The following is a 17,332-nucleotide window of genomic DNA, read 5'->3' on the forward strand; positions in this document are numbered from 1 at the left end:
CGATTTATGAAATTCCTGCCTACTTTTCTCAGTTTGTTTCTTAGATTTCTATTTTTTCAACCAGTTAACGATGAAATCAGCGACTTGTTCCGGGTGATTAATGTCCAGTATAGGGAGTAATGTGTGCAGATTTACATCACTGGCGATGGCAATGACATGGTTATCGATCGCTAAATCGCCAGCATTCAGAGAAGTACCCTCTCGATAAAGCAGTATCTTGGGTACTGATTCATGTTTAAAACCCTCGACCAGTATCACATCCAGTGATGATTCATCCATTCGGCTGGCAAGGTAGTAAAGATCTAACTGGTTCTCATCAGGTGTTTCAGTCATGAGTGCCCAGCGCTTTTGGCTCGCAACAATGGTTTGCGCCGCTCCAGCCTTGCGTAGTTCATAACTATCTTTTCCAGGCTTATCTACGTCCATATCGTGATGCGTATGTTTAATCAGCCCAGGACGAATACCTCGTTCATTCAATAAAGGAATTACTCGCTTCAACAGCGTGGTTTTCCCCGTCCCACTACAAGCTGCAAACGCTAACAATGGCAGCATCTATTGTTTCTCCCATTGCATAAGATCTTCAGGTGTATTTACGTTGATGAAGTTTTGTATCTGCTTCGCAAACAGTATGGGTTTCCCTCCGACTTCACGCAGAAAAATCATCACTCTGCGCTCGCCAGCAGCCAAATATTGCTCAAGATCTGTGACTAACTTACGGTGTATAAGCGCAATGGTTGGATGGTCTCGCTCGCCATCGTTCACCCATACTGCATTGGATTCACCTTTTTGCATCCACAGTTTGTATGCCAGATTGTCCGGGATATTAGGCGTATCGCAAGGACAGAACAGAAACCATTCACCAATCAGATGCTGCATTGCAGACAAGATTCCAGCCAGCGGCCCTGGATAATCAGGGAGCGTATCACTTAGGACATTAACCCCAAAAGACTGATATATTTCAATATTTCTGTTAGCACTGATCACCACATTACCCACCTGAGGTGCTAGCTTACTCATGACGTGTTCAAACAGTGGACGGCCATTAAGATTTATGAGTCCCTTATCCTGACCGCCCATCCTTGTTGCTTTTCCACCGGCCAACACCACACCAGTAACTTCTGTTAAACATCTCACCTATATCGCCTCTTTTAATGTGGGTTTGAGCCTGCTAACGTGTGACATCTCTCATGTGAATGGAGCACAATCATGAAATGTAAACGCCTTAACGAACTGCTCGAGCTACTTCAGCCCGCATGGCAGAAAGAGCCGGATCTCAACTTGATTCAATTTTTGCAGAAACTCAGCAAAGAGTCAGGTTATACCGGTGAATTAACCGAACTCACTGATGATGTGCTTATCTATCATCTGAAAATGCGTGATTCTTCGAAAGATGCTGTTATTCCTGGTATTCAGAAAGACTACGAAGAAGATTTTAAGACAGCATTACTGCGTGCTCGCGGCGTAATTAAAGAGTAAAAGCTTGTAAGCCAGCCCACCTAAATGGCTGCGAAATGTTATCCTCAACTATTCGCATTTACAGTTGGTTGGCTGGATGACAGACAGCGCTTTCAATTTCCAAACACTACATCCGGATACCATCATGGATGCCCTTTTCGAACAGGGTATACGGGTGGATTCCGGCTTGACGCCATTAAACAGTTTTGAGAACCGTGTCTATCAGTTTCAGGACGAGGATCGTAAACGTTATGTGGTGAAGTTTTATCGCCCCCATCGCTGGTCCGCAGAACAAATAGAAGAAGAACATCAGTTTTCTCTTGAGCTGCAAGCAGACGAGGTTCCAGTCGCTGCGCCATTGCATTTCAACGGCCAAACATTACTACGCCACCAAGGTTTTATGTACGCAGTGTTTCCTAGTTTAGGTGGGCGACAATACGAAACAGATAACCTTGATCAGATGGAATGGGTGGGTCGTTACCTTGGTCGTATTCATCAAACCGGGCGTCGTAAGCAATTTTCCGCTCGTCCTGATATGGGCTTAAATGAGTATTTGTTTGAGCCGCGTGAACTGTTTGAGCATACAAAACTGATCCCAGCAGCACTCAAGAAAAATTTTCTCAAAGCCACTGATGCGCTAATCGAGGAAGTGAAACTTCGCTGGCATGGCAATTTCCAGTCACTACGATTACATGGCGACTGTCATCCGGGGAATATTCTCTGGCGCGATGGCCCATTGTTTGTCGATCTGGATGATGCTCGTAATGGCCCGGCAATTCAGGATATTTGGATGCTTCTGAATGGTGACAAAGCCGAACAGAGAATGCAGCTGGAAATGATTGTCGAAGCATACGAAGAGTTTACCCCCTTTGAATCAGACGAAATTGCACTCATAGAACCTTTACGAGCAATGCGTATGGTTTATTATCTCGCGTGGATAATTCGACGCTGGGATGACCCTGCCTTCCCCAGAAATTTTCCGTGGCTTACCGACGAAGATTACTGGAGAACACAAACTGCGACTTTTACAGAGCAGGTTCGGGTTCTACGTGAACCACCACTAACATTAACGCCAATGTATTAATCAGTATTTATTCAGGAGAGATTTGATGATGAAAAAGATTTGGCTGGCGCTGGCGGGGATGGTCCTGGCATTTAGCGTGTCTGCAGCGCAGTTCACTGACGGCAAAGAGTTCGTGACTCTGGAAAAACCTGTTGCTGGTGAGCCACAGGTTTTAGAGTTCTTCTCTTTCTACTGCCCGCATTGCTACCAGTTTGAAGAAGTGCTTCATGTTTCTGATACCGTGAAGAAAAAACTCCCAGAAGGCACCAAAATGACCAAATACCATGTTGAGTTCCTCGGCCCATTGGGCAAGGATCTGACTCAGGCATGGGCTGTTGCATTGGCACTGGGCGTGGAAGATAAAATCACCGCTCCAATGTTTGAAGCTGTTCAGAAAACTCAAACAGTTCAGAACGTTGCTGATATTCGTAATGTCTTCATTAATGCAGGTGTGAAAGCAGAAGAGTACGATGCGGCATGGAACAGTTTTGTAGTGAAATCCTTGGTTGCTCAACAAGAGAAAGCTGCGGCCGATCTGCAATTGCAGGGTGTCCCGGCTATTTTCGTTAATGGTAAATACCAACTGAATCCACAAGGAATGGACACCAGCAATATGGACGTATTCGTCCAGCAGTATGCTGATGTGGCCAAGTTCCTGGTTGAGAAAAAGTAATTAAAAAAGCCGGTCATTGACCGGCTTTCTTCTATTGTTTGATACTCGTAAGTAAAGCGTCTTTCTCATGCCATACCGCATTCAACCATTGTTGAAAGCGCCGCTTAAATCCTTTGTCATTCACATAGTCTCCATGCAGATCCTCTGCAATGGGCACCAGCGAAACTCTCACCACAATCCGGGTCATCTTGCCGGTCAACATATCGTAGAACGGGCTTTGCGCGTTTTCAGGATAGCAGAGCGTCACATTGAGCAGCTTGTCGAACTGTTTCCCTAATACATTGAGCGCCATTGCGATGCCAGCGGCTTTAGGCGGAAGCAGGTTTTGAAAGGCTGATCGGGTCTGTAAACGCTTCTCTTTAGTAAATCTTGAGCCTTCGATAAAGTTTACAATCGTCGTTGGATAAGAGCGGAATTTTTCGCAAGAACGGCGGGTTGTTTCAACGTCTTTACCGCGTTGTTCCGGGTGGCGGAGTAAATAGCCGCGCGAATAACGTTTCATAAAAGGCATATCCAAAGCCCAACAGGCCAGACCCATAAATGGCACCCAGGCGAGTTGCTGCTTTAAGAAATACTTATTCATCGGGATATGTTTACGAAATAGCACGCACAAAATGACGATATCTGCCCAGCTTCTGTGATTACAAATCAGCAAGTACCAGTTCTTTTTGCTGAGATCATCCAGCCCTTCCACATCCCATTTCAAATGCGGATTGAGCTTAAGCAGCAAAGCCAAACCCTCGCACCAGCAGTACATCATAAAATCAGCAAATACTGAGATTGAGCGCCAGATGACGGGAACGGGTAATAGCAGCTTAATGATGCCGGCGATAATAATGGGTACTGAGCAGGCAATAGTTACCAGAATGGTAAGAGCGACACTCAGAATCAACGTTATCGCGGCGAATAATCTCGTCATAAGTAAATTTTTCAGTTGGTTAGAGAGTGTCAGTTGTCGGGGAAAGGATAATAAGGGGGGAATTTTATCAGAAAACATTAGTCGGTGAAGAAACTAAAACTGCTCATTAAAGAACAGTGTGTGAAGGGGTTCCGATATTATTGCTCTAAGACATAGTTATTTTTTATATCCACATTTATAGATCATTCATGAAATCGCCTCTCAATGAATAGACAAAACATAACACCATGATAAATAATAGTATTTACCTGGGTGTGAATTTCTTTTGTATTAAGCAATCAATTGCTTAAAGAATTATGCACAAACTTATCCACAATATTGATCTTGAGGGCGATCTCGAAGATCAACAAAACTTTTCACCTTATCTGCCTCAAAAGTTCATGTTTTCAGCCAGGCTATGGCATCCTTTAGCCATAAACTAAAAAACCAGTCACGGAACGGAACATTATGGTTCAGATTGCGCAAAACCCACTTATCCTCGTTGATGGCTCATCTTATCTCTATCGTGCCTATCACGCCTTTCCACCGCTGACCAATAGCAAAGGTGAACCGACCGGGGCAATGTACGGCGTGTTGAATATGCTGCGCAGTTTGTTGTTGCAGTATCAACCGACGCATGCCGCTGTGGTGTTTGATGCTAAAGGCAAAACCTTCCGTGACGAGCTGTTTGAGCATTACAAATCTCACCGCCCGCCAATGCCTGACGAGCTGCGTGCTCAAATTGAGCCACTCCATGCAATGGTTAAAGCTATGGGCTTGCCGCTGCTGGCTGTTTCAGGCGTGGAAGCCGATGACGTTATTGGTACTCTGGCACTTGAGGCGGAACGTGTTGGCCGCCCGGTGCTGATTAGTACCGGCGATAAAGACATGGCGCAACTGGTTACGCCGGGTGTCACGCTCATCAATACCATGACGAATACCATTCTTGGCCCGGATGAAGTCCGTACAAAATATGGCGTTCCTCCAGAACTTATCATCGATTTCCTGGCATTAATGGGCGACTCTTCAGATAACATCCCTGGTGTGCCAGGTGTGGGTGAGAAAACCGCACAGGCGCTGCTGCAAGGTTTAGGAGGTCTGGACACGCTGTATGCCAACCCTGAGAAAATTGCAGAATTGACGTTCCGTGGTGCGAAGACCATGGCCGCGAAGCTTGAACAAAGCAAAGATCTTGCTTACCTCTCCTATAAGCTGGCCACTATCAAAACAGATGTGGAGCTTGAGCTGGGCTGCGAACAGTTAGAAGTCCAGCAGCCGGCAGATGAAGAGCTTCTCGACTTGTTCAAACGATATGAATTTAAACGCTGGATCACGGACGTCGAAGCCGGCAAGTGGATGCAAGCTAAGGGTGCAAAACCTGCGGCACAATCCACGAAAACGGTAGAGATTGAAGCCGAGGTTGAACCGGAAGAGCCAGCTAATGCACTCTCGCATGACAACTACGTCACCATTCTTGAAGAAAGCGTCCTTGAGGAGTGGATTACCCGCCTGAAGAAAGCGCCGGTTATTGCCTTTGATACGGAAACAGACAGTTTAGATAACGTCAGTGCGAACCTGGTGGGCCTCTCATTTGCTACTGAACCCGGAGTTGCCTGCTACATCCCCGTTGCGCATGACTATATTGGTGCTCCGGTGCAGATTCCACGTGAGCGTGCCCTTGAACTGCTGAAGCCATTGCTTGAGGACGAAAGCGTTCTTAAAGTTGGGCAGAACCTCAAGTATGACCGTGGCATCATGCAAAACTATGATATCGAACTACGTGGCATTGCCTTCGATACCATGCTCGAGTCCTACATTCTTGATAGCGTCGCGGGCCGCCATGATATGGACAGTTTGTCTTCTCGCTGGTTGAAGCACACAACCATCACTTTTGAAGAGATTGCCGGCAAGGGTAAAAAGCAGCTGACCTTTAACCAAATAGATCTGGAACAGGCGGGGCGTTACGCCGCAGAAGATGCGGATGTTACGTTGCAGCTGCACCTGAAAATGTGGCCGAAACTTGAGCAGCGCGAAGGGCCATTGAGCATCTTTAAAAACATTGAGATGCCGCTGGTGCCTGTGCTTTCACGCATTGAACGTAATGGCGTGAAGATTGATCCGGCTGTGCTGCACACACATTCTGAGCAGCTCACCAAACGTCTTGCTGAACTGGAAATCACGGCTCATGAAATCGCGGGCGAAGCCTTTAATCTGGCTTCTCCTAAGCAGCTGCAAACTATTCTGTTTGAAAAGCAGGGCATCAAGCCGCTGAAGAAAACCCCGGGTGGCGCACCGTCAACTTCTGAGGAAGTGCTGGAAGAACTGGCTCTGGATTACCCACTGCCTAAAGTTATTCTTGAGCACCGTGGCCTGGCAAAACTGAAATCGACTTACACCGATAAACTGCCATTGATGATTAACCCGAAAACCGGGCGAGTGCATACCTCTTATCATCAGGCTGTAGCGGCGACCGGTCGTCTTTCTTCTACTGAGCCGAACCTGCAAAACATTCCAGTGCGAAATGAAGAAGGGCGTCGTATTCGCCAGGCTTTTATTGCGCCAAAAGATTACCTGATCGTTTCTGCCGACTATTCGCAAATCGAATTGCGCATCATGGCACATTTATCCCGCGACAAAGGGCTGCTCACTGCTTTTGCCGAAGGCAAAGATATTCACCGTGCGACAGCCGCAGAAGTGTTTGGGCTGCCATTGGATAGTGTTTCAGGCGAACAGCGCCGCAGCGCTAAGGCCATCAACTTTGGCCTGATTTACGGTATGAGTGCGTTTGGTTTGTCACGCCAACTCAACATCCCACGTAAAGAGTCGCAGAAATATATGGATCTTTATTTCGAACGCTACCCGGGCGTGCTGGAGTATATGGAACGCACCCGTACTCAGGCGAAAGATAAAGGCTATGTCGAAACGCTGGATGGCCGTCGCCTGTATTTACCGGACATCAATTCCAGCAATGCAGCCCGCCGTGCCGGAGCTGAACGTGCGGCGATCAATGCCCCGATGCAAGGAACAGCGGCTGATATTATTAAACGAGCAATGATTGCGGTTGATGCCTGGCTGGAAGCAGAAAAGCCACGTGTAAAAATGATCATGCAGGTACACGATGAACTGGTGTTTGAAGTTCATCAGGACGATCTGGAAGCGGTATCGAAGAAAATCCACGAACTGATGGAAGGCAGTATGACGCTAGATGTGCCATTGCTGGTGGAAGTCGGAAGTGGTGTAAATTGGGATGAAGCTCACTAAATAAAGCGATTTATGTAACTAAGCAACATAACTCATAGCTTTTTGTGATGACGCTTCAATATCGGAGTGTAAAGGGTGAAAAAAAACTACAAAAAATGCTTTTTCAACCGAATAAAAAGGAGTAGAGTTATTTGCGTAGGGTACAGAGGTAAGATGTTCTATCTTTCAGACCTTTTACTTCACGTAATCGGATTTGGCTGAATATTTTAGCCGCCCCAGTCAGTAATGACTGGGGCGTTTTTTATTGCGCGCAAGTCAGGAAAATAAGGAAAAGCACGGGCGAACCCATGCCTCTTTTTATTCGCCAGCTGTTTCGTCGTCTTCTTCTACATCATCTTCTTCGGTCGCTGGTGGGATATCGTTATACCAACCATCAAGCTTATGACGCAGTACATCGACACCGATCTTTTTCAGTGACGAAAACGCTTCTACCTGAATATCACCGCCAAAATCTACCACCGCTTCGCGCACCATTTTCAGCTGTGCTTTACGCGCGCCAGACGCCAGTTTATCGGCCTTGGTTAACAGCAGCATCACTGGAATGCCGCTCGCAACAGCCCAGTTAATCATTTGCTGATCAAGGTCTTTCAGTGGATGACGGATATCCATCAGCACGACTAAACCCTTCAGGCTATTACGTTTTTGCAGATACTCGCCAAGCGCGCGCTGCCATTTCAGTTTTACTTCTTCCGGTACTTCGGCGTAGCCATAGCCCGGTAAATCCACCACACGTAAGCCTTCAGCCACTTCAAACAGGTTGATGAGCTGCGTACGGCCAGGTGTTTTACTGGTACGCGCCAGGGCTTTCTGGTTGGTCAGCGTATTTAATGCGCTGGATTTCCCTGCGTTTGAGCGGCCTGCGAAAGCAACCTCAATACCGGTATCAGAAGGTAAATGGCGAATGTCCGGTGCGCTAAGCACGAAGTGGGTCAGCTGGTAATTCCAGTTTTTCAAAACGGTTGTCTCCCTCAGGATGAGCATTGTGGAGGATTATACCTGAACATGGGGAAAACGCCGTGTTTCTCGGCAAGGCTTACAGGATTACAGAAATTCGCCCGAGGTTTGTAAGACATTGACCATCCATATTGACAGACAATGCAGTGTTGTAAGATGCAGACATAATTGAAAGTGATTATATAACATGTGGTTATGTATTGACTGCTAAGTCTCAACTGTAAGCTTACACAAATACTAATCTTGTGGAATCAAGCGCTCAGAGTAAAGTAAGCGGCACAGGCAAAGGAGAGCCACCAAGGATAGCAACTCAGGATGAGGGTTCAGGATCGTCAGGATGGCGAAGAACCAGGAAAATGCCAGGAGGCAACGTCTGGAGACGTTTAAAAAGGACAAGGATTTACACGGAAGTTGTTTGCAAGGGAAAGACAGGGCGTCGAGTGCAAACAGGGATTGTGTGACCTTATATAGGTCCAGAGACAAGAAAAAAGGCGACAGGTTAACCTGCCGCCTTTTTTCTTTGCTTGCTTTCTGCTAGATTCCGCCGCAATTCTATACTGAATAAAAATGGCTCAAGATAATTTATTATGAAGCAACAAAACTCAGCAGCACCTGGCTCTAAACCTTCAAAAGCACGTCGCAAAACACGTGAAGAGATCGATCGTGAAGCACGTGACCGTAAGCGTGAGAAAAAACGCAGCGGGCACGCAGCGGGTAGCCGTTCAACCGGTGGCACGCAGGAAAAAAGTGGAAGTGGCAGCTCACAGGCTAAAGATCCACGCATTGGCAGCAAAAAACCAATCGCCCTGGGCGTAACTGAAGTCCAGGTCAAAAAACCTAAACAGCACAAACCTAAAGTCGAGAAACCTATGCTAACACCACAGGCTGAACTGGATTTGCTGGAGAACGATGAGCGCCTGGATGCGCTGTTAGAGCGTCTTGAAGAAGGTGAAACACTCAACGCAGAAGAGCAGACTTGGGTTAACGCTAAGCTTGATCGCATCGATGCGCTGATGGCTGAACTCGGCATCGCATATGAAGATGACGAAGATGAAGAAGAAAAAGAGAAAGGCGATGATTTGATGCGTCTGCTCAAAGGCACCGACTAACGGTAAATCTCAATGGGATTACCTGTTCTTTGCGTGGTTATTCCTCTGGTGTGTTATCTGCTGTGGTTATTCGTTAAACTACGGCGGTTGTCGCGATTGCAAAAATCGTTGCGCCGTCAACGAATGCGGCATCACCGGAGGGAGTAAGCATGTCTGAGCAGTTAATTGATTGGGATCTGGCCCTGATCCAGAAATATAATTATTCAGGGCCGCGTTATACCTCTTATCCTACCGCGCTGGAGTTCTCAGAAGGCTTCGGCGAGGCGGCATTTCTTGAAGCGGTTGCTCGTTATCCTGAGCGCCCGCTTTCGCTATACGTCCATATTCCGTTCTGCCACAAGCTTTGCTACTTCTGTGGCTGCAATAAAATCGTGACTCGCCAGACGCATAAGGCCGATCAGTACCTCGATGCCCTGGAGCAAGAGATTGCCCACCGTGCACCACTCTTTAAGGGCCGTCACGTCAGTCAACTGCATTGGGGCGGCGGTACACCCACTTACCTCAGTAAAACGCAGATAAGCCGTCTGATGGGGCTTCTACGGGGTCATTTCAGTTTCAACGAAGATGCTGAACTCTCTATTGAAATTGATCCGCGTGAAATTGAACTCGATGTGCTGGACCATTTGCGTCAGGAAGGGTTTACCCGCCTGAGTATGGGGGTGCAGGATTTCAACAAAGAAGTGCAGCGCCTGGTTAACCGTGAGCAAGATGAAGAGTTTATCTTTGCGCTGATTCAACGTGCGCGTGAACTCGGTTTCACCTCGACCAATATCGACTTGATTTACGGCCTACCAAAACAGACGCCAGAAAGTTTTGCCTTCACGCTCAAGCGTGTTGCAGAACTGAGCCCGCATCGGTTAAGCGTTTTTAACTATGCGCACTTACCGACTCTGTTTGCCGCACAACGTAAAATCAAAGATGCAGACTTACCCAGCGCCCAGCAAAAACTCGATATTCTGCAAGAAACTATCGGCTCGCTGACCCATGCCGGATACCAGTTTATTGGTATGGACCACTTCGCCCGGCCAGATGACGAACTGGCGATCGCGCAGCGTGAAGGGAAATTGCATCGTAATTTCCAGGGCTATACCACGCAGGGCGATACAGATTTGCTAGGGATGGGCGTTTCCGCCATCAGCATGATTGGCGATTGCTATGCGCAGAACCAGAAAGAGCTAAAAACCTACTATCAACAGGTTGATCAGCAAGGCGATGCGCTGTGGCGAGGTCTGGCGCTAACCCGTGATGACTGCATTCGCCGTGACGTGATCAAGGCGCTTATCTGTAATTTCCAGCTTAGCTTTGTCGAAATCGAGCGGCTTTGGGATTTGGATTTTGCAGAGTACTTCGCAGAAGACCTGAAATTACTGTCACCACTGGCGAAAGATGGGCTGGTGGATATCGACGGAAAACACATTCAGGTGACGGCAAAAGGTCGCCTGCTAATCCGTAATATCTGCATGTGTTTTGATAGTTACTTGCGTCAGAAGGCGCGGTTGCAGCAGTTCTCTCGCGTTATCTGATCTGTGTCTGATGTCGCTTCGCTAATCCGACCTACACGATCCGTAGGGGGGATTAGCGAAGCGACATCCACCAGAAAGAGCCAGATGGTGCTGACTTATTCCTTTTTTTACTCCATTCCCAACTCTTTCAATTTACGCGTCAGGGTATTTCGCCCCCAGCCAAGTAAACGAGCCGCTTCCTGCTTGTGCCCCTGCGTATGCCGCAGTGCTGTTGTTAGCAATGTACGCTCCATTTCAGGCTGAGCTTCAGAGAGTAAGTTCTGATGACCGGAACGTAATGCGCGGTCCGCCCATTGCGCCAGAAGTGTTGCCCAACTGTCTGACTGAGAATGCGCTGGGCTATCGGGAATGGTTGTCTCGAACAGCTCAGCAGGCAAATCCTGAATCAACACTTCCTGGCCCGCAGCCATCACGGTTAACCAACGACAGGTGTTTTCCAGTTGGCGCACGTTTCCAGGCCAGGCAAGGCGCGTTAACGCATTTTCTGTTTCCGGGTGCAGCAATTTCGCTTCCACGCCCAGTTCTTTGGCCGCATCTTGCAAGAAGTGGCGAGCCAGACGTGGAATATCTTCGCGGCGTTCACGCAGCGGTGGCAAATGCACGCGAATAACGTTCAGGCGATGGAATAAATCCTCACGGAATTTCCCTTCCTGCACGCGCAACTCAAGGTTCTGGTGGGTCGCGGCAATGATTCGCACATCGACTTTTACCGGTGCATAACCGCCAACGCGATAAAACTGACCATCAGCGAGTACGCGCAACAAGCGAGTCTGCACATCCAACGGCATATCACCGATTTCATCGAGGAAAAGTGTGCCACCGTCGGCTTGCTCAAAACGGCCCTGGCGAATTTGATTCGCACCGGTAAACGCGCCTTTCTCGTGACCAAACAGCTCAGACTCAATCAAATCCTTCGGGATTGCGGCCATGTTCAGCGCAATAAAAGGTGATTTCACGCGTGGGCTATGGCGATGCAGAGCGTGTGCAACCAACTCTTTACCGGTACCAGACTCACCGTTAATCAACACACTTATTGATGAACGGGAGAGGCGGCCAATAATTCGAAACACATCCTGCATAGCTGGCGCTTCACCAATAATATCGGTGGTTGGCCCATTAACCTGCACATTGCGCGGCTGCTGCTGTTCCTGATAGTGGCTGATAGCGCGCTCAACAAGTGCCACCGCTTCATCAATATCAAATGGTTTTGGCAGGTAATCAAAAGCGCCTTGCTGATAAGCACTCACCGCTGCTTCAAGATCTGAATGAGCGGTCATTATGATGACCGGCAACATCGGGTGGCGCTGTTTAATCTGCTTTAGCAGTGCCAGACCATCCATGCCTGGCATGCGGATATCAGATAACAATACGTCCGGGGTCTTGGTTGCGAGAGCGTTCAGAACTTCATTGCCGCTCTCAAATGTGGTGCAGCTTAAACCAGCCCCAGTCAGTGCACGTTCCAGCACCCAACGGATGGAGCTATCATCATCAACGACCCAGACTATCCCTCGTTGCATAAAGACCTCTACTTACGAATAGGCAGGTAAACCGAAAACTCGGTATGACCAGGCCAACTGTTAAATTCGATTTTCCCCGAATGCTGATCGATCAAGTTGCGTGCAATAGAAAGACCTAAACCTGTCCCTCCCTCACGTCCGCTCACCATTGGGTAGAATAGTGTGTCCTGCAGATGGGCCGGAATACCCGGACCGTTGTCTTCAATATCAATACGTGCAGCCAGGCGATAGCGAGTGCCGTGCAGAGTAAGCTGAAAAGCGGTACGCGTACGTAACACTATTTCGCCACCATCACTGCCCAGCGCCTGAAGCGCGTTACGCACAATATTCAGTAAAATCTGTTCAATTTGATCCGGGTCGTGTGCCAGTTCAGGCAAACTTGGGTCGTAATCTCTTATCAGCGTGACATTCGCTGGCAACTCCATCGACACCAGTTTCATAACCCGTTCGGTGACTTTGTGAATACTTTCTGTGACGTGCATGCCGGGTTGTTGCGGGCCTAACAGCCTGTCGACCAGGTTACGTAAGCGGTCGGCTTGCTCAATAATCACCTTGGTGTATTCAGTGAGCGAAGGGTCCGGTAAGGCTTTAGCCAGCAATTGCGCTGCACCGCGTAACCCGCCCAAGGGGTTTTTAATCTCGTGAGCCAGCCCACGGACTAAGTCACGAGCGGCAATTTGCTGCGCCTGCTGTAACTGTTCCTGACTTAAACGGCGTTGGTTATCCATCGGCGCCATTTCCATCAGGATGAAACCTTCTGGTAAACGTTGTGCAGTCAGGGAAAGAATATGGGAGCGGCTATCAATAACCAGTGTGACTTCGTTATCGGTAAAGCCTTGGCCTGCCGTCAGGCTTTCCTGCATCAAGCCAACATTTAGCGAAAAGTAACTCAACAGTTCTGGTAGCGGTGTGCCGTACAGCTTGCGCGAACTCTGCGCCAAAAGTTGCTGTGCCGCCGGGTTGGCGTAATGAACCGCCAGTTCGTCATCGACCAGTAAAATACTGTTGATTAAAGAATTCAGGATCTGCCCAGCATCGGGCAGTGTGCCGGTTGCCATACAGCAGTCTCCGATAATTTGCACTGTGATGGTGCATTATAGTTTCCTGGCGGCAATAAACGTTGCTGCAACAGGTTATTTGTGGATAAAAAAGCCCATCAACGATGGGCTTAAGTCGGACATGACTAACTCATTAAACGCTGTAGTACAGCTCAAACTCAACTGGGTGTGGAGTCATGCGCACACGGTCGTTTTCTTCGATACGCAGAGCGATGTAAGCATCGATAGCTTCATCCGTGAACACGCCGCCCGCAGTCAGGAACTCGCGGTCTTCGTTCAGGCAGCTCAGTGCTTCTTCCAGAGAACCCGCGACTTGTGGGATCTCTTTAGCTTCTTCTGGCGGCAGGTCATACAGGTTTTTGTCCATTGCTTCGCCCGGATGGATTTTGTTCTTGATACCATCAAGACCAGCCATCAGCAGTGCTGCGAAGCACAGGTACGGGTTAGCCGCTGGGTCTGGGAAACGCACTTCGATACGACGTGCTTTCGGAGACGCAACTACTGGGATACGGATTGAAGCAGAACGGTTAGCGGCAGAGTAAGCCAGCATTACTGGAGCTTCGTAACCCGGGACCAGACGCTTGTAGGAGTTGGTGGTTGGGTTAGCCAGGGCGTTGATGGCTTTAGCGTGTTTGATAACACCGCCGATGTAGTACAGCGCTTGCTCAGACAGGCCAGCATATTTGTCACCAGCGAACAGGTTTACGCCGTTCTTAGCCAGGGACATATGGCAGTGCATACCAGAACCGTTATCGCCAAACATTGGTTTTGGCATAAAGGTCGCTGTTTTGCCGTAAGCATGAGCAACGTTGTGAACCACATATTTGTAGATCTGAATTTCATCTGCTTTTTTGGTCATGGTGTTGAAGCGGGTAGCCACTTCGTTCTGACCAGCAGTTGCTACTTCGTGGTGGTGAGCTTCAACAACCAAGCCCATTTGCTCCATAGTCAGACACATTGCAGAACGCAGGTCTTGTGCGGAGTCAACTGGTGGAACTGGGAAGTAACCGCCTTTAACAGCAGGACGGTGGCCTTTGTTGCCGCCTTCGTATTTGGTGCCGCTGTTCCAAGCGCCTTCGATATCATCGATAGCAACGTGAGAACCGGAGATAGAGCTACCGAAACGAACGTCGTCGAACAGGAAGAACTCTGGCTCTGGCCCGAACAGTACGGTATCGGCGATGCCAGTAGAACGCAGGTAGTCTTCAGCACGCTTGGAAATGGAACGCGGGTCGCGGTCATAACCTTGCATGGTGCCTGGCTCAAGAATGTCGCAACGAATGATCAGCGTAGAATCAGCGAAGAACGGGTCGATGACAGCAGTAGACGCATCTGGCATCAGAACCATGTCGGATTCATTGATGCCTTTCCAGCCACCAATTGAAGAGCCATCAAACATTTTGCCTTCTTCGAAGAAGTCAGCAGTAACCTGATGAGCAGGGATAGTGACGTGCTGTTCTTTACCTTTGGTGTCAGTGAAGCGCAGATCAACAAACTTCACTTCGTGTTCATTCAGCATCGTCAAAACGTGTTCAGCGGACATACTTAACTCTCCCGGATTTGGTCATTGAATTGGCTTGTTGCCCTGAAATGATTAAAGCGAAATCTGTGCCAACTTTTAAATTACCCCAAAAAGGCGCTATCATGCGCACTATAGTGCAAAAGGGCTGCACCACGATGGATAGTTTGCACCAATGTAGTGCTTCAGTCTGAGATTTGAGCACCATATTGGTGCAATTTTCGTTGTGGCTCCCTTTTTTGCTCCGTGAAAGCGATCACAAACCATTACTTTTTACATTGTTTGTAAAAGTTCTTTGTGATCCTGTTATGTCCTTCGATTAATACGTGTACAATAACGCGCTATTTCTAATGCCTGAGGCAAAGTTGTGATCGAAAATCTGCGTAATATCGCCATCATCGCGCACGTTGACCATGGTAAAACTACCCTGGTTGATAAGCTGCTGCAGCAATCTGGTACTTTCAGTAACGAACGTGCTGAAGCCACCGAACGCGTGATGGACTCCAACGATTTGGAGAAAGAGCGTGGGATTACCATCCTCGCTAAAAACACCGCTATCAAATGGAATGACTACCGTATCAACATCGTTGATACCCCTGGGCACGCCGACTTCGGTGGCGAAGTTGAACGTGTAATGTCCATGGTAGACTCCGTTCTGCTGGTCGTTGACGCAATGGATGGCCCAATGCCGCAGACGCGCTTCGTAACCAAAAAGGCATTTGCCCACGGTTTGAAGCCAATTGTTGTAATCAACAAAGTTGACCGTCCTGGCGCGCGTCCTGACTGGGTTGTTGATCAGGTATTTGACCTGTTCGTTAACCTTGATGCGACTGACGAGCAGCTCGATTTCCCAATCATCTATGCATCAGCATTGATGGGTATCGCGGGTAACGATCACAATGAGATGGCGGAAGACATGACCCCGCTGTACCAGGCGATTGTTGACCACGTTAAAGCACCATCCGTTGACTCTGATGGTCCGTTCCAGATGCAAATCTCCCAGCTTGATTACAACAACTACGTTGGCGTAATCGGCATCGGTCGCATCAAACGCGGTAAAGTGAAGCCTAACCAGCAAATCACTATCATCGACAGCGAAGGTAAAACTCGTAACGGTAAAGTCGGTAAAGTACTGACTCACCTCGGTCTGGAGCGTATTGAATCCACCGAAGCTGAAGCCGGCGACATCATCGCGATTACCGGTCTGGGCGAGCTGAACATCTCCGACACTCTTTGCGATACGCAAAATGTTGAAGCGCTGCCAGCACTGTCTGTTGATGAACCAACTGTTACCATGTTCTTCAACGTCAACACCTCTCCGTTCTGTGGCAAAGAAGGTAAATTTGTTACCTCTCGTCAGATCCTTGACCGCCTGAACAAAGAGCTGGTGCACAACGTTGCACTGCGTGTTGAAGAAACCGAAGATGCGGATGCATTCCGTGTATCCGGTCGTGGCGAACTGCACCTGTCTGTGTTGATCGAAAACATGCGTCGTGAAGGCTTCGAACTGGCTGTGTCCCGTCCGAAAGTAATCAACCGTATGATCGATGGTCGTATGCAAGAGCCGTTCGAAAACGTGACTCTGGATATCGAAGAACAGCACCAGGGTTCTGTAATGCAGGCGATGGGCGAGCGTAAGGGCGATGTCAAAGACATGATCCCTGACGGCAAAGGCCGTATCCGTCTGGATTACCTGATCCCAGCACGTGGCCTGATCGGCTTCCGTACTGAGTTCATGACCATGACTTCTGGTACTGGTCTGCTGTACTCCACATTCAGCCATTACGACGACGTGAAGCCAGGCGAAATCGGCCAGCGCCAGAACGGCGTGCTGATCTCTAACGGCCAGGGTAAAGCAGTCGCGTTTGCGCTGTTCAGCCTGCAGGACCGCGGTAAGCTGTTCCTGGGTCACGGTGCAGAAGTTTACGAAGGCCAGATCATCGGTATTCACAGTCGTTCTAACGACCTGACTGTAAACTGCCTGACCGGTAAGAAACTGACCAACATGCGTGCGTCCGGTACTGACGAAGCAACAACTCTGGTTCCTGCATTGAAGATGTCTCTGGAGCAAGCTCTGGAATTCATCGATGATGACGAACTGGTAGAAGTTACTCCGACTTCCGTACGTATTCGTAAGCGTCACCTGACTGAAAACGACCGCAAACGTGCGGGTCGTGGTAGCAAAGAAGCGTAAGTTTCTTTCCTGCAAAGCATTGAAGCCCTGCCTGTTTAGGCGGGGCTTTTTTTTGCTTAATAACTCGCAGAACCCGGATCGCTTTTTTATCTGCGATAGTCAAAGCTA

The 17,332-nt window shown here is 48.6% G+C and carries 15 protein-coding genes; 8 read left to right on the top strand and 7 right to left on the bottom strand.

Annotated features, from left to right (window positions below; translation table 11 throughout):
- Positions 1-48: 48 nt before the first annotated feature.
- Positions 49-552, bottom strand: coding sequence for a molybdopterin-guanine dinucleotide biosynthesis protein MobB (gene mobB / locus M977_RS11090; RefSeq protein ID WP_064514936.1), 504 nt, complete (start codon positions 550-552; stop codon positions 49-51).
- Positions 553-1,134 carry a molybdenum cofactor guanylyltransferase MobA gene (gene mobA, locus M977_RS11095; protein WP_134187716.1) on the bottom strand — a complete coding sequence of 194 codons (582 nt, stop codon included), beginning with the start codon at positions 1,132-1,134 and terminating at the stop codon, positions 553-555. It lies immediately after the preceding gene.
- A gap of 72 nt (positions 1,135-1,206) precedes the next feature.
- Between mobA and M977_RS11100 the strand changes: the two genes are divergently transcribed.
- The 3 genes from M977_RS11100 (at position 1,207) to dsbA (ending at position 3,191) form a co-directional block, all read left to right on the top strand.
- The gene (locus M977_RS11100) at positions 1,207-1,476 is read left to right on the top strand and encodes a YihD family protein (protein WP_064514941.1); all 270 of its coding nucleotides are present in this window, start codon (positions 1,207-1,209) and stop codon (positions 1,474-1,476) included.
- A gap of 76 nt (positions 1,477-1,552) precedes the next feature.
- On the top strand, positions 1,553-2,539 hold the full coding sequence (locus M977_RS11105) for a serine/threonine protein kinase (RefSeq protein ID WP_064514943.1): 987 nt from the start codon (positions 1,553-1,555) through the stop codon (positions 2,537-2,539).
- 28 nt (positions 2,540-2,567) lie between these two features.
- Entirely contained in the window at positions 2,568-3,191 is a 624-nt protein-coding gene (dsbA, locus tag M977_RS11110; RefSeq protein ID WP_034461503.1) for a thiol:disulfide interchange protein DsbA, read from the top strand.
- A gap of 31 nt (positions 3,192-3,222) precedes the next feature.
- On the opposite strand, the gene M977_RS11115 is transcribed toward dsbA, so the two are convergent.
- Positions 3,223-4,110, bottom strand: coding sequence for an acyltransferase (locus M977_RS11115; protein WP_064514945.1), 888 nt, complete (start codon positions 4,108-4,110; stop codon positions 3,223-3,225).
- Between the two features lie 447 nt (positions 4,111-4,557).
- On the opposite strand from M977_RS11115, the gene polA reads away from it, so the two are divergent.
- On the top strand, positions 4,558-7,350 hold the full coding sequence (gene polA / locus M977_RS11120) for a DNA polymerase I (protein WP_064514947.1): 2,793 nt from the start codon (positions 4,558-4,560) through the stop codon (positions 7,348-7,350).
- A gap of 153 nt (positions 7,351-7,503) precedes the next feature.
- Positions 7,504-7,551: a small protein SpfP gene (gene spfP, locus M977_RS26205; RefSeq protein WP_071892919.1), complete on the top strand. Its 48-nt coding sequence runs from the start codon at positions 7,504-7,506 to the stop codon at positions 7,549-7,551.
- 96 nt (positions 7,552-7,647) lie between these two features.
- Here spfP and yihA read toward each other — a convergent pair whose 3' ends face one another.
- Positions 7,648-8,304, bottom strand: coding sequence for a ribosome biogenesis GTP-binding protein YihA/YsxC (gene yihA / locus M977_RS11125; protein ID WP_064515122.1), 657 nt, complete (start codon positions 8,302-8,304; stop codon positions 7,648-7,650).
- A gap of 587 nt (positions 8,305-8,891) precedes the next feature.
- On the opposite strand from yihA, the gene yihI reads away from it, so the two are divergent.
- Positions 8,892-9,413 (top strand): Der GTPase-activating protein YihI, encoded by a 522-nt coding sequence (gene yihI, locus M977_RS11135; RefSeq protein ID WP_064514951.1) that lies wholly within the window; start codon positions 8,892-8,894, stop codon positions 9,411-9,413.
- Between the two features lie 149 nt (positions 9,414-9,562).
- On the top strand, positions 9,563-10,936 hold the full coding sequence (gene hemN / locus M977_RS11140) for an oxygen-independent coproporphyrinogen III oxidase (RefSeq protein ID WP_064514953.1): 1,374 nt from the start codon (positions 9,563-9,565) through the stop codon (positions 10,934-10,936).
- 107 nt (positions 10,937-11,043) lie between these two features.
- Here the strand turns inward: hemN and glnG are convergent, their stop codons facing one another.
- From glnG to glnA, 3 genes are all read right to left on the bottom strand, one after another.
- Positions 11,044-12,453: a nitrogen regulation protein NR(I) gene (gene glnG / locus M977_RS11145; RefSeq protein ID WP_064514955.1), complete on the bottom strand. Its 1,410-nt coding sequence runs from the start codon at positions 12,451-12,453 to the stop codon at positions 11,044-11,046.
- 8 nt (positions 12,454-12,461) lie between these two features.
- A complete protein-coding gene (glnL, locus tag M977_RS11150) occupies positions 12,462-13,511 on the bottom strand; it encodes a nitrogen regulation protein NR(II) (protein ID WP_064514957.1) in 1,050 nt (349 codons plus the stop codon).
- Positions 13,512-13,644: 133 nt separating this feature from the next.
- Complete coding sequence (gene glnA, locus M977_RS11155) at positions 13,645-15,054, bottom strand: glutamate--ammonia ligase (RefSeq protein ID WP_064514959.1); 1,410 nt, start codon at positions 15,052-15,054, stop codon at positions 13,645-13,647.
- Positions 15,055-15,397: 343 nt separating this feature from the next.
- Between glnA and typA the strand changes: the two genes are divergently transcribed.
- Positions 15,398-17,224 (top strand): ribosome-dependent GTPase TypA, encoded by a 1,827-nt coding sequence (typA, locus tag M977_RS11160; protein ID WP_064514962.1) that lies wholly within the window; start codon positions 15,398-15,400, stop codon positions 17,222-17,224.
- Positions 17,225-17,332: the final 108 nt, after the last annotated feature.

It is taken from the genome of Buttiauxella gaviniae ATCC 51604 (assembly GCF_001654835.1).
GTDB classification, from domain to species: Bacteria; Pseudomonadota; Gammaproteobacteria; order Enterobacterales; family Enterobacteriaceae; genus Buttiauxella; species Buttiauxella gaviniae.

Excerpts from the sequence above, each read along its gene's own strand:
- mobB (WP_064514936.1), bottom strand. The coding sequence starts at position 552 with ATGCTGCCATTGTTAGCGTTTGCAGCTTGTAGTGGGACGGGGAAAACC.
- M977_RS11115 (WP_064514945.1), bottom strand. The coding sequence starts at position 4,110 with ATGACGAGATTATTCGCCGCGATAACGTTGATTCTGAGTGTCGCTCTT.
- dsbA (WP_034461503.1), top strand. The coding sequence starts at position 2,568 with ATGAAAAAGATTTGGCTGGCGCTGGCGGGGATGGTCCTGGCATTTAGC.
- M977_RS11105 (WP_064514943.1), top strand. The coding sequence starts at position 1,553 with ATGACAGACAGCGCTTTCAATTTCCAAACACTACATCCGGATACCATC.
- hemN (WP_064514953.1), top strand. The coding sequence starts at position 9,563 with ATGTCTGAGCAGTTAATTGATTGGGATCTGGCCCTGATCCAGAAATAT.
- glnA (WP_064514959.1), bottom strand. The coding sequence starts at position 15,054 with ATGTCCGCTGAACACGTTTTGACGATGCTGAATGAACACGAAGTGAAG.
- M977_RS11100 (WP_064514941.1), top strand. The coding sequence starts at position 1,207 with ATGAAATGTAAACGCCTTAACGAACTGCTCGAGCTACTTCAGCCCGCA.
- glnG (WP_064514955.1), bottom strand. The coding sequence starts at position 12,453 with ATGCAACGAGGGATAGTCTGGGTCGTTGATGATGATAGCTCCATCCGT.
- yihI (WP_064514951.1), top strand. The coding sequence starts at position 8,892 with ATGAAGCAACAAAACTCAGCAGCACCTGGCTCTAAACCTTCAAAAGCA.
- glnL (WP_064514957.1), bottom strand. The coding sequence starts at position 13,511 with ATGGCAACCGGCACACTGCCCGATGCTGGGCAGATCCTGAATTCTTTA.
- polA (WP_064514947.1), top strand. The coding sequence starts at position 4,558 with ATGGTTCAGATTGCGCAAAACCCACTTATCCTCGTTGATGGCTCATCT.